The organism is Parafrigoribacterium humi, assembly GCF_040227205.1.
GTDB classification, from domain to species: Bacteria; Actinomycetota; Actinomycetes; order Actinomycetales; family Microbacteriaceae; genus Parafrigoribacterium_A; species Parafrigoribacterium_A humi.
Genome location: NZ_JBELOA010000003.1, coordinates 38,383 through 51,063, shown reverse-complemented (window position 1 = coordinate 51,063; position 12,681 = coordinate 38,383). Strand labels below are relative to the sequence as shown.

Annotated in this window: 9 protein-coding genes; 5 read left to right on the top strand and 4 right to left on the bottom strand. The window is 68.1% G+C overall.

Going from position 1 to position 12,681, the window contains the following annotated elements:
• Positions 1 to 41: 41 nt before the first annotated feature.
• From ABUA28_RS07070 to ABUA28_RS07055, 4 genes are all read left to right on the top strand, one after another.
• Positions 42 to 956 (top strand): carbon-nitrogen hydrolase family protein, encoded by a 915-nt coding sequence (locus ABUA28_RS07070; protein WP_349903340.1) that lies wholly within the window; start codon positions 42 to 44, stop codon positions 954 to 956.
• Complete coding sequence (locus tag ABUA28_RS07065) at positions 953 to 2,320, top strand: APC family permease (RefSeq protein ID WP_349903339.1); 1,368 nt, start codon at positions 953 to 955, stop codon at positions 2,318 to 2,320. Before ABUA28_RS07070 ends, ABUA28_RS07065 begins: the two co-directional genes overlap by 4 nt.
• Before the next feature lie 77 nt (positions 2,321 to 2,397).
• Positions 2,398 to 3,195 (top strand): carbon-nitrogen hydrolase family protein, encoded by a 798-nt coding sequence (locus ABUA28_RS07060; protein WP_349903338.1) that lies wholly within the window; start codon positions 2,398 to 2,400, stop codon positions 3,193 to 3,195.
• A 211-nt stretch (positions 3,196 to 3,406) separates the two neighbouring features.
• Positions 3,407 to 4,192, top strand: a complete 786-nt coding sequence (locus ABUA28_RS07055; RefSeq protein ID WP_349903337.1) for a TrmH family RNA methyltransferase — start codon at positions 3,407 to 3,409, stop codon at positions 4,190 to 4,192.
• A 225-nt stretch (positions 4,193 to 4,417) separates the two neighbouring features.
• Here the strand turns inward: ABUA28_RS07055 and ABUA28_RS07050 are convergent, their stop codons facing one another.
• From ABUA28_RS07050 to mvaD, 4 genes are all read right to left on the bottom strand, one after another.
• A complete protein-coding gene (locus ABUA28_RS07050) occupies positions 4,418 to 6,424 on the bottom strand; it encodes an ABC transporter ATP-binding protein (protein ID WP_349903336.1) in 2,007 nt (668 codons plus the stop codon).
• A 211-nt stretch (positions 6,425 to 6,635) separates the two neighbouring features.
• Positions 6,636 to 8,942 (bottom strand): hydroxymethylglutaryl-CoA reductase, degradative, encoded by a 2,307-nt coding sequence (locus ABUA28_RS07045; protein WP_349903335.1) that lies wholly within the window; start codon positions 8,940 to 8,942, stop codon positions 6,636 to 6,638.
• Entirely contained in the window at positions 8,939 to 10,027 is a 1,089-nt protein-coding gene (locus ABUA28_RS07040) for a mevalonate kinase family protein (RefSeq protein ID WP_349903334.1), read from the bottom strand. The genes ABUA28_RS07045 and ABUA28_RS07040 overlap by 4 nt, the downstream gene beginning before the upstream one ends.
• The gene (gene mvaD, locus ABUA28_RS07035) at positions 10,024 to 11,016 is read right to left on the bottom strand and encodes a diphosphomevalonate decarboxylase (RefSeq protein ID WP_349903333.1); all 993 of its coding nucleotides are present in this window, start codon (positions 11,014 to 11,016) and stop codon (positions 10,024 to 10,026) included. The genes ABUA28_RS07040 and mvaD overlap by 4 nt, the downstream gene beginning before the upstream one ends.
• Before the next feature lie 165 nt (positions 11,017 to 11,181).
• Here mvaD and ABUA28_RS07030 point away from each other — a divergent pair, with 165 nt between their 5' ends.
• The gene (locus ABUA28_RS07030) at positions 11,182 to 12,657 is read left to right on the top strand and encodes a hydroxymethylglutaryl-CoA synthase (protein WP_349903332.1); all 1,476 of its coding nucleotides are present in this window, start codon (positions 11,182 to 11,184) and stop codon (positions 12,655 to 12,657) included.
• Positions 12,658 to 12,681: the final 24 nt, after the last annotated feature.

Below are 12,681 nucleotides of genomic sequence, written 5' to 3'. Positions count from 1 at the left end.
TTTGTTGTGCGTGGACACAGGGGTCCCGAGAAGGAGCGAAAATGCCGCGGAACATTCGTCTGGCCGCAGTGCAGGCAGAGCCGCTGCCGATCGGGGCTCCGCTCGACGTCTTCGCTGCCGATCTTCATCGGGTAGTGGACGGCACCGAAGGCGTCGAGCTCGTTCTCTACCCGGAGCTTCATCTCTTCGGCTCGGAAGAAGAGGCGCCGGAGCGGCGCAACGCTCTCCTGCGTGAGTCCGCAGTTCCGCTCGACGGGTCGCTCGTCGCCGGTCTTGGCGCGCTCGCCAGGGATGCAGGGGTCTGGCTCGTGCCGGGCAGCGTGTGCGAGCGCGGACCCGGCGGCGAACTGTTCAACACCGCACTCGTCTTCTCGCCCCAGGGTGACCTGGTCACGCATTACCGCAAGATCTTCCCCTGGCGACCGTACGAACCATACGATCCCGGCGATCGATTCGTCGTGTTCGACATCGACGGTGTCGGTCGCTTCGGCCTCTCGATCTGCTACGACGCCTGGTTCCCGGAGGTCACTCGCCATCTCGGCTGGATGGGCGCGGAGGCCGTGCTCAACATCGTCAAGACCACGACACCGGATCGCGCGCAGGAGCTCGTTCTCACACGAGCAAACTCGATCGTGAACCAGACGTTCACCATCAGCGTGAACTGCGCGGGCCCCATCGGAAGGGGCCGCAGCATCCTCGTTGACCCGGAAGGGGCCGTGCTGCACGAGTCCGGCGACGAACTTCCGTGCACCATCGTCCAGACGATCGATCTGGATGCGGTCAGTCGCGTCCACGAGGAAGGCACAGCCGGGTTCAACCGGATGTGGGACCAGTTCCTCCCCACAGACCCAGCGCTCGAACTTCCGCTGTACGGCGGACGAATCGAACCGACGCGCTGGAATCCCACCACAGCACCCCATCCCAGCTCCACCTCTCGACAGGACACCTCGAAATGACCGATTCCCCCACCCTCGTGCGCACGCTCGGCCTTCGGTCGCTCGTGCTCTTCGGGCTCGCATACCTCACACCGCTCATCGTGCTCGGCATCTTCGGCGTCGTTGCCGAAGCGACCGGCGGCGCGAGCGCATCCGCCTACCTGATCGCGCTCGTCGCGATGATCTTCACCGCATCGAGTTATGGACGGATGGCCTCGGCGTATCCGGTAGCCGGCTCCGCCTACAGCTACGTGCGGCGCACCGTCGACTCCAGGATCGGATTCCTGGTCGGCTGGGCGGTGCTGCTCGACTACCTGTTCCTCCCGATGGTGATCTGGCTGATCGGCGCGGCGTACCTCAATGCGCAGTTCCCGGCGGTGCCGAACTGGCTGTGGATCGTCGGCTTCATCGCCATCACGACGGTGCTCAACATCCTGGGGATCAAGGTCGCCGACCGCGCCAACTATGCGCTCATGGCGTTCCAGGTGCTCGTGATCGCGCTGTTCGTCGCACTGTCGATCGGATCGGTCGTCTCGAGCCAGGGCGCAGGCGGTCTGCTCAACGCCTCGCCGTTCGCGAACTCCGGAGCGACCTTCTCCGGAATCTCGGCCGGTGCCGCCATCGCGGCGTACTCGTTCCTCGGCTTCGACGCGGTGACCACGTTCACAGAGGAGACCGTCAACCCGCGCAAGACGATGCCGCGGGCCATCCTCCTGATCGCCGTCATCGGTGGGGCGATCTTCATCCTCGTCTCGTACACGACCCAGCTCGTGCACCCCGGCGGTGCGTTCAAGGACGTGAACTCGGCCGCGCTCGACATCGCGCTGCACATCGGTGGAAACCTGTTCGGGGCGATCTTCCTCGCCGGCCTCGTGATCGCGCAGTTCTCCTCCGGGCTCGCGGCGCAGGCATCCGCATCTCGACTGCTGTTCGCGATGGGCCGTGACGGCGTGCTGCCGCGCAGGGTGTTCGGCGAGATCAGCAAGCGGTTCCGCTCTCCCGTGTTCAGCATCGTGATCATCGGTGCCGTCGGGCTGATCGCGATGTTCCTCGACGTGGCGACGTCGACGTCGTTCATCAACTTCGGGGCCTTCGTGGCGTTCACGATGGTGAACGTCTCGGTGATCTTCTACTACTTCCGGCAGCGCCGGGAGGGCCGCAGGTTGAACGTCATCCTGTACCTCGTGATGCCGATCATCGGCGGTATCGTCACCCTGTACCTGATGACCCAGCTCGACGTGCACGCGCTCACGCTGGGCCTCATCTGGCTGGGGGTCGGTGTCATCGTTCTCGCCGTCGTGACTCGCGGATTCCGTCGTCAGCCACCCGAGATCGAGTACGTCGAGGCTGCTGACGACGAAATGAAGAAGTCGCTCGTTCACTAAGGCGCGCCTAGGATGGCCACGGATGACGACATCCGTGGCCATCGGCGCTTTTGTCGTTTTCGTCGGTTAGGAGTGGGATGAGACTGAGCCTCGCGCAGATCGACTCCGGCACGGACAAGGCCCAGAACCTCGCTGCCATCGAACGCCTTGCCCAGCGTGCCGCTGACGACGGCGCGGATCTCGTGGCGTTTCCCGAGTATTCGATGTACGAGAAGAAGGTCGTCGACGCTACCTTCGGGCCCGCGGCGGAGCCTCTGGACGGTCGATTCGTTAGCGCGCTCGCCGCGCTCGCCTCATCGCTCGGCATCGCAATCGTGGCCGGGGTGGTGGAGACCAACGACGACGGTACACGGCCGTTCAATACCCTCGTGGCCCTCTCCTCCTCGGGGTCGCTGCTCGCTCGCTATCGCAAGATCCACCTGTTCGACTCGTATGGTTTCTGCGAGTCTGCATCGATCACCCCTTCACCCTCCGTGCAGCCCGTGGTGTTCTCGCTCGGCGGGATGACTGTGGGACTCATGACCTGCTACGACCTGCGCTTCCCCGAGCTCGGTCGCGAGCTGGCGGATGCCGGCGCCGAGCTCGTGCTCGCCTGCTCGTCCTGGGTGCCCGGCGAGGGCAAGGCGGAGCACTGGAGGGTGCTCGCGCAGGCGCGGTCGATCGAGAACGCGTACTACCTTGCGGGGGTCTGCCAGCTGCCGCCGGTGTCGATCGGCCGCAGCATCCTCGTCGCACCCTCCGGCGGCATCATCGGCGAGCTGGGCCTCGAAGCTGCCGCGGCCACCTTCGACCTCGATCCGGCCGAGGTGCGTGCCGCGCGTGACCGAGACCCCGCACTCGAGAACCGGCGGTACTCGATTCGCCGCGGTCGTTGAGGGTCCTGTCCCTTTCGTAACTCAGGCAGATTGCCCGTCACGACCTCGCGTCCCCCTTCGTAACTCAGGCAGATTGCTCGCCATCCGCGCCATCCTCCAGAGTTTGCGGGCACGTGATCACGTCGCGCGACTGTTCTGCCTGAGTTACGCACGGTCGGAGCTCGGGTACCGTGGGGATCTGCCGGAGTTGCGAACACGAGAGGGGTGCCGGATGCCCGTCATCGAGATCACCACGCTGGACGATCCGAGACTGGCCGACTTCGCACACCGCACCGACGTCGCGCTCAAGAAGACCGGTGGCGGCATCTACATCGCCGAGTCCGCGCTCGTGCTGGAGCGGGCGCTGCGGGCGGGTCACTCCGTGCGCTCCGTGCTTGCACTGGGCGGCACCGTCGACGAGACCGTTGCCCTCGTCGGTCCGGACGTGCCCGTATTCTCCGGGCCCGGCGAGCTGCTCGCGGAGTTGACCGGATACATCCTGCACCGCGGCCTCATCGCATCGATGGATCGCCCGCCGCTCCCGCCGCCAGAGTCACTGCTGGTGTCGGCCAGGCGCGTCGTGATCCTCGAAAACGTCGCAGACCCCACGAACGTCGGCGCGATCTTCCGCTCGGTCGCCGCGATCGGGGCGGATGCCGTGCTCGTCACGCCGAGATGCTCAGACCCGTTCTACCGCCGCGCGATCCGCGTCAGCATGGGCACGGTGCTGCAGGTGCCGTGGACGCGCGTGGGGGACTGGCCGTCTGCGCGCGAACTGCTGGCGGCATCCGGGTTCCATATCGCTGCGCTCGCATTGACGGATGACGCGGTCGGCCTGCGCGAGTTCGCCGCATCCGCGCCGCCCAGAGTCGCCCTCGTGCTCGGTGCGGAGGGGGAGGGACTCACCCCGGAGGCCCTCGCCGCGGCAGACACCGTCGTGCGCATCCCCATGGCGCACGGCATCGACTCGCTCAACGTCGCCGCGACGGCCGCGGTAGCGATGTGGGCCCTCGCCTGACACCGATGCTGGCCGGGCGCAACTCTACTCTTCTGCTGCCCCTACCCGTTCGTGCCTCGCGGCGGGAGAAACCGTGTGGTGGCGGGAGTTATAACCCCCTCCACCAGACGGTTTCTCCCGCCACAGCGAGTGTTCGGCAGCGGTTTCTCCCGCCGCGAGACAGTTTCTCCCGCCAGACGGGATGCCTTCGGCGGTCAGTCTGGCAGCGGTGGCTGTCGTGTCATGTCACACCAGCAATTGGTGCTTCGCGAGCTCCTTGTAGAGCGGCGTGGACTTCACCAGCTCCGAATGGGTGCCTGTGCCGACGACGCGGCCGTGGTCGAGCACGACGATCTGGTCGGAATCGACCACCGTGGAGAGCCGGTGCGCGATCACGATGAGTGTGCGGTTCTCGGCCACCGCATCGATGGCCTCGCGCAACAGCTGCTCGTTGAGGCCGTCGAGCGATGAGGTCGACTCGTCGAGCAGCAGGATGGGCGGGGCCGCGAGCAGCGTGCGCGCGATCGCGAGACGCTGGCGTTCGCCACCAGACAGCATGACGCCGTCTTCGCCGACCGCCGCGTCCAACCCCTTCTCGCCGCGCTCGAGCACCTCGGTGAGGTTCACGTCGTGCAGCACGCGGATGCAGTCCTCGTCGCTCGCGTCGGGCGAGCCGAGCAGCAGGTTCTGGCGGATCGTGCCGGCCAGCACCGGCGCGTCCTGTTCGACGTAGCCTATCTGCGCGCGCAGCTCCCCGCGATCGAGCGAGCGGATGTCGACGCCGCCCATGCGCACAGCCCCGGCGGTCGGGTCATAGAAGCGCTCGATCAGCGCGAGGATCGTGCTCTTGCCCGCACCGGATGGGCCGACGAGAGCGGTACGCTCGCCGCGCCGGGCGCTGAAACTCACGCCGTGGAGGACGGTGCGGTCGTCGGGGACGGGGTTGCTCGTGGGCGAGGTCTCGATGAGCTCGGCCTGTGAGGTGGGGGAGGCCAGAGAGGCGGGGGAGGCCAGAGAGGTGGGCGAGGCCTGCGAAACGGGCTCGACCTGCGGAGCCCGCTCGGCGGGCGGGATCGCGCCGTCCGGGTAACGGAAGTGCACCTCGTCGAAGCTGATCGCGTCGTCGGAGGCCACCGGCGGCAGCGCGCGTGCGGCGCCCTCGGCATCCCCGTCTGCCTCGCTCGGCAGTTCGATGATCTCCTGGATTCGCCCGAGCGCACCGAGCGCGGCGTTGACCGAGGTGATCGCGCCGAAGGCCGTGCCGAGCGGCATGATCATGAGGAACAGGAACAGGATGAACGCGACGAGGTTCGCGACGCTGATCGCGCCGCTCGCCACGCGGAATCCGCCGACCCCGAGCACGACGAGGAACGACACCTGCAGCGCGATGCCCGCGATCGGCACGACGAGGGCAGAGATCTTCGCGACGCTGATACCCATCTTCCAGGCCTCGACGGCATCCTGCTGCACGGACTCGATCTCCCGCTCGGTCGCCCCGGCGGCCCGAACCGTGCGCACGGCGCTGACCGCGCGTTCGACGGATGCCGCGAGGTCGCCGACGCGCTCCTGCGCCTTGCGACTCACCACCCGGATGCGCCCGCTCAGCGTCACGACCGTGACGACGGATGCCGCCACCACGAGCACGGTGAGCAGAAGCAGCACGGGGTCGATGATGGCCATCGCGACGAGGGCACCGATGAAGGTGAGCGAGCCGCCGATCGCGTCCACGAGCCCCTGGGTGAGCACCGCGCGCAGGAGCGTGGTGTCCGAGCCGACGCGGGACACCAGGTCGCCCGTGCGCCTGAGGTCGAATTCGCTGATCGGCAGGTTCAGCATCCGGGAGACCAGGCGTCGGCGGCTGGAGAGCACGACTCCCTCACCCGTGCGCTGCAGCAGGTAGTGCTGGTAGCCGCTGATGAGTCCGGCCGCCACCACGAGCCCCACGAGCAGCCAGACCAGCAGGCTCAGCGACTCGCCCTTCTGCACCAGCGCGATAACCTGGCTGACCAGCAGTGGCTGGGCGAGCGACGCGGCCGCGCCGAGGATGCTGAGGATCACGACGAGCGAGAGCACCTTCTTGTGCTCCAGGATGTATGGCAGCAGCTGACCGAAGGTGGCGCGAGGGCCGTCGTCCTTGGCACGCCCGAAGCCGCGGCCGCGGGCGGGCCGGGCAGATGATGCGCGAGCAGAGGATGGCAGGGCGGAAGCGGGAACGGAAGACGCAGGGCGAGACGATCGCGTGGTGGAGCTCATCCCTCTATTCTCAGTCCGCTCGCTGGGCGTTTCCGACCGTGAGGGGCGCTGGCGTCACACGGCGACGCCGCATGGAGTCAGAACGCGTTGTAGACGACTTTGAGAACGAACAGCACGGCGAGAGCAATCGCACCCAGTGCGCAGATGACGAGCAGAATCCTGCTGCTGTTGATGACCATGCTCCGACTCTATCGCGTGCGTCGCGTGAGGCTCAGCGGATCTCGGTGAGATAGGTCACGAAACCGGCCTGGCGCATGGCAGAACCGACCGATTCGGCCGCACCGGGTCCTGCGACCGCGATCATCGCGCCGCCGCCTCCCCCGCCGGTGAGCTTGGCTCCGAGGGCGCCCGCGCGCCGCGCGACCCCGACGAGAGCCTCGAGCTCCGGGCTCGACACCTGCAGGGCACCGAGCAGCCCGTGGTTCATGTTCATGAGCTCGCCGAGCTCTGCGGCATCACCGCGGCGAAGCGCGTCCGCGCCGGCCAGCACGAGCTCGTCGATCTGGGAGAAGATCGCCTCGTACCTGGCCGGATGCCTCTCCCGCGCCGCCCGCACGAGACCGACGGTGTGCGAGGTGAGCGAGCGCACCCCGGTGAGGCCGATGACGACGGGGATCGGCCGCGGCGAGACGACATCCCGGATCTCCGACGCCGCGGCGCCTTCGCCGGCCCGGCGATAGAGGATCGGCCGCCCGAAGGTGGCGACGGTGTTGTCGATCCCCGACGGGGTGCCGTGCACGATCTGCTCGCACTCGAAGGCGAGGTTCGAGATCTGCTCCTCGGTCAGCTCGACCTCGAAGCGATCCGCGACGGCGCGGATGATCGCGACGGCGAGGGCCGCTGAGGCACCCAGTCCGCTGGCACGGGGCAGGTGCGGGAACACGTCCACGCGCATGCCGACGCCGGAGAGACCGAGTTTCTCGACGATCAGGGTCGCCACCTGCAGGGCCAGTTCCGCGCCGATCGGGTCGTAGGCGGCATCCGTGTCCCAGCGGGCGATCACGAGTTCGAGGCCGGCCTCGCGCCGCGAGACCTCGGCCTGGATAGTGAGCCCGATCGGGGCGGCAATCGCGTGGCGACCGTAGACGACGGAGTGCTCCCCGAGCAGGATGATCTTGCCGAAGCCGACGCTCGCTCCCTGCTGCGCGCGTTCGGGCTCCGGAATCGCGGCGGCGGGCTGCACGGGGATGGCCGCGGTGCGGATCGCGCGGATCGATCCGGTGTCGGCGATGCGGCCCTCGAGCACGTCGAGGATGTGCCGCGCCTTCCAGACCTTCACCTCGCCGCTCGCAACCAGCCGGTTCACGACCTCATCGAAGTGCACCCCGGATGCCCCGGCCGCGACCGCGACGCTGCGCGCGTGCAGACGCATGTGGCCGGGTTGGATTCCCTCGGTGGAGAGCGCCTTGAGCGCCCCGAAGTTCTGCGCGAGCCCCACCGCGGCCATGACGGTGGCGAGCTCGGCGGCCGTGTCGACGCCCAGGATCGAGTAGCTGATGTGCACGGCCGGGTTCGATTCCACCTGGCCGCCGACGATGCCGACCTTCAGGGGAAGCTCGATCTCCCCGACCAGGTTGCCGTCGGCATCCGTGAACCAGCGGGTGAGGGGGGAATAGGTGCCTGAGTGGGCGGCGAAGGCGTGGGCGGCGGCCTCGATCGCCCGCCAGTCGTTGCCCGTCGCAATGGCCACGGCATCGATGCCGTTCATGATGCCCTTGTTGTGCGTCGTCGCGCGGTATGGGTCCATCTCCGCGAACTCCGCCGCGAGCACGATGCCGTCGCGCACCTGCTCGCCCGAGAACTCACCGGCGCCGAGCCGGTCGACCGGGATCACGCAGCGCGAGCGCACCATCGCGCGGTCTGTGAGGTTGGAGAGGATGCGCAGGAAGACCCGCCCGCCCGTGATCTCCTCCACGAGGGGCGCGATCGCCTCGCACATCGTGTTGACGAGGTTGGCGCCCATCGCATCGCGGCTGTCGACCAGGAGGTGCAGCACGAGCAGCTCGCCATTGCCCGCGGTCTGCCCGCGCAGGAACACCTCGAGGTCTTTCGCGCCGCCGCCGCGCACGACCATGTTCGGATGCTGCGCGTCCGCGAGATCGAGGATCTCCTGTTTGCGATCGAGGATGGCCTGCCGCGCGGCCTCGGCATTCGGCACGTCCAGCACCTGCACCTGGCCGATGAGCATCGGTTCGTCCGCCGTGCTCTCGAAGCCGCCGGAGCGCCGCACGAGCCGCGCCGCAGAGCTCACCGCGGCAATGATCGACGGCTCCTCGACGACCATCGGCACGAGGTAGTCCTTGCCGTTGATCTGGAAGTTCAGCCCGAGCCCGAGCGGCATCGAGAACACGCCGATGACGTTTTCGGTGAGCCGGTCTGCCGTGCTCGGGTCGAGGATGTACGTTCCCGTCGCGAGCGCGCGATAGTCGGTGTCGCTGAGCACGCCGCGTTCGTAGAGCACGCGCAGGCGCTCTTCGACGCCGAACTGGTAGAAGCGGGGGATGCGGGAGGAATTCATGACGTCGTCACGCTCCTGTTCCCTGTGTTCCCCTGTTCAGTGGGCTCCGCGGTCGTCTCGACGCCGTTCGCACCAAATCCCAACGGTACGGCTTGTGCGCCCGCTTGGGCAAAAGCGGTGCGCAGTTCCTCGATCGCCGCGCCCGCTGGGGCGAACACCAGACCGACATCGCCGCCGCCCGCTCCCGAGGTCTTGAACGCGCCGCCGTACTGTGCCGCGAGCGCGTGCAGCGCCCGGTGGTGCTCGCTCACGATCCCCGCCGCGCAGTGCTCGTCCAGCGTGAGAAGCGCCTCAAAGTAGGCCTCTGCCAGGCGCAGGAATTCCTGCGGTGCTCGCAGCGCATCCTCGGCATGGGCAGCGAGCGTGGCCAACCGGTCGATGTCGTCGCGGTGCCCGTCGGCGTCGGTGCGCGCGTAGTCCTTCACGCGGCCCACCAGTTCGGTCGTACTGCTCCCCGTGCCGGTGGAGACGACGAGCAGGGAGAGCTCCTCCGGCCAGGTGAGCGGGGTCGGAGGGGTGTCGCGGACGTACGAGACCAGGCCGCCATAGCTGCTCGTGGCGACGTCTCCGCCGCTGCCCGTGCCGTGCTGTGCGGCCCTGTGGGCCGTCGTCGCGAGAGTGCGGATGTCCTCCGGACCCAGCGAGACCCCGGCGGCAGTAGAGAGCGCGGCCGTGAGTGCCGTGGCAACCGCCGCGCTCGAACCGAGCCCCAGCTTGTGCGCCTCTCCGGCCGTGCCCGCCTGTGCGAAGAACGCCGTGCTGTCGATGTCGATGGAGAGGGCGCGATCGCCGAGGCCGGGGACCGCGCCCGCCACGGTCTCGCGCACCGCGTCGAACACGCGCAGCCGTTCGCGAGTGCCCGCGTCGGCGTCGCCCGGAATCACTCCGTGTGCGCCGAGAACGATCGAGCCCGTCGCGTCAGCCAGCCCGGGCGTGCGCAGGTGCCAGCGGGCGTCATCCGAGTCCGTGATACTTACGGAGACGCGGCGATCGACCGCGGTCAGGAGTGCAGGGGCGCCGTGCAGCACGGCGTACTCTCCGAGCAGGAAGAGCTTGCCTGGCGCGGAGGCGTGCACAACCGTCATGAGAGCAGCTGCGCGCCGGGGCCGAGGGCGCTCGTTCTCGTCTGCCGCACTCCGGGAACCCGGCCGAGGGCATCCGCCACCTGGGCCGCGTTCTCTGGCAGGCACAGCGCCTTGAGCTGCGGGCCTGCGTCGATCGTGAAGTAGACCGGGATGCCGCCGTCGCGCAGCTCGCGCACGGTGTGGATCGCGGCAACGGTCGCGGCGTTCCAGTACAGCAGTGCCGGCCGCGTGGACAGCATGAGCGCGTGCAGTTTGAGGCAGCTGTACTCCGCGAGCTCTCCGACCCTGTCGAAGTCGCGGGCGGCGATGGCGCTGCGCATGGCCGCGAGATCCGTCTCCGCCGTCTCGACCCAGGCCGGGTAGAACGGTGAGGTCAGGGAACTCTCGCCCATTCCCGCGGTGGAGTTCACATTCTTCTCGCCGAGCTCGGTGATGGCCACGACGATGCTCAGCGGCCAGTCGTCTGGGGAGAGCACGGGTTCGGCGAAGGAGTCGGCTCCATCGTCGCGGATGCCCGTGTGCAGCTCGACGACGCCGCCGAAGATCGAGCGGGCGGCCGACCCCGAGCCCCGTCTGGCGAGGACCGACAGCTCACGCTCGTCGAGCTCGAGCCCTGCCGCGGCGCTCGCCGCGACCGCGAGTGCGGCGAACCCGGACGCAGAGGACGCGAGTCCCGCCGCGGTCGGAAAGTCATTGCTGGACTCCACCAGCGCGTGCGCCCCGATGCCCGCGCGCTCGCGCACGATGTCGAGAAACGCACCGACCCTCGTCGCGTCCGCCGCTTCGCCCGAGAGCAACAGTTCGTCCCGCCGGAGGTCGTCACGAAAGCTGACCGTGGTCTGGGTGAGAAGCGCGTCGAGGGTGACGGAGATCGAGCCGACGGCGGGGAGGTTGAGTGCGGTATCCCGCTTGCCCCAGTACTTGATGAGCGCGATATTGCTGTGCGCGCGGGCCGCGGCGGTGCGGCGAGCGGGGAGGGTGTTGTGCACTGGTGCTCCGATCGCGTCTCCAATATTTTAGTCGTGAACAAGGCGGGGGCCGTGCGGCTGGGAGCTCGCTGTGCGCGCACCCCGCGCCGACATTGCTAAAATCGACAGTGCACTGGGAACCAGTTGCGGCCGAAAAACGAACGAGAGCGCGAACGGTAACTTCTGGTGCCTGGAATAAGTGGCCTGTCCTTGTATCTTCCCCACTATCGAGTGCGTCTCGAAGACTGGTCCGAATGGAACGGTGAACCCTGGGGCCGGGTGCAGGGCGTCGTCGGTCGCTCCTTCCGCATGCGGGGCCCCGGCCAGAGCGTCTACACCCTCGCCGCGAACGCCGTGTGGCGCCTGCTGCACGACTACGACATCGACCCTTCGCGCGTCGGCATGCTCGCGCTCGGCACCGAATCCAGCAGTGACAACTCTGCCGGAGCGGTGATCGTCAAGGGCATGATCAACGACGCGCTCGTCGCCCATGGGCGTCCTGAGCTCGCCAGGGACTGCGAAGTGCCCGAGTTCAAGCACGCCTGTCTCGGTGGCGTCTACGGACTCAAGGCGGCGCTGCGCTACCTGTCCGCAGACGGCGCCGGTCGCCTCGCGATCGTGGTCTGCGCCGACATCGCCGAGTACGCGATCGGGTCGAGCGGTGAGCCGACGCAGGGCGCCGGCGCGGTGGCAATGTTGGTGGATGGCGACGCGACGCTCCTCGAGATCGACCTGGCGGCATCCGGCAGCGACTCCGAATATCGCACCGTGGACTTCCGCAAGCCCTTCGCACGATTCCGCCAGCCCCCGCGCGACGACGGCCAGATGCAGGATCTCCCCGTGTTCAACGGCCGATACTCCACGAGCTGCTACATCGATGCGACCCACCACGCGATGTCCGCGATGCTCTCCAAGCGTGCAGCGCGCCGCGGCGACGACTATCGTCACTCCACCTACTTCGACGAGGTCGACGCCGCCTTCCTGCACCGTCCATACCAGGCGATGCCCGCGACCGGGTGGCTCATGTCCTACCTGTTCGCGCTCGCCACGGACGAGGTCGGCCGCGACCAGCTGCGCGAATACTGCGCAGCAGCGGGGATCGACGCGGATGCCCTGCTCGCCGAACTTCTCGCACCGTCGCCGTTCCGCGGCCATGGCGTCACCGTCGGCGAGGACACCGAGGATGTCTTCCCGCTGTCGAAATCACTGCGCCAGTACCTGCGCAAGAGCCCGGTGTGGACGAACCTCATCGACGGCAAGCTCGGACTCGGCTCCGACGCCATGCGTGACCTCGGCAACCTCTACACGGCCGCACTGCCGGCCTGGATCGCCTCCGGGCTGCGCCAGGCAGCGGATGACGGGCTCGACATCGCGGGCCAGGAATGGCTCGCACTCGGCTACGGCAGCGGTGACGCGGCCGAGGCCCTGCCCATGCGGGTCGGGCAGAACTGGAAGGATGCCGCGTCGCGCATCAACTTCGCGGCCGCCCTGGAGAACCCCACAGACCTCACGCAGGCGCAGTACCTCGCGCTGCACGAGGGTCGCACCTCGGAGGTCGAGGCCATACCGGTGCGCGGAGAGTTCGTGGTGGACCACGTCGGCCATGAGAACGCCCCGGAGTTCCAGGACCTCGGTATCGAGTACTACCGCTTCGTCGACTAGCGCGCTGACCCCTGTGGCGGGAGA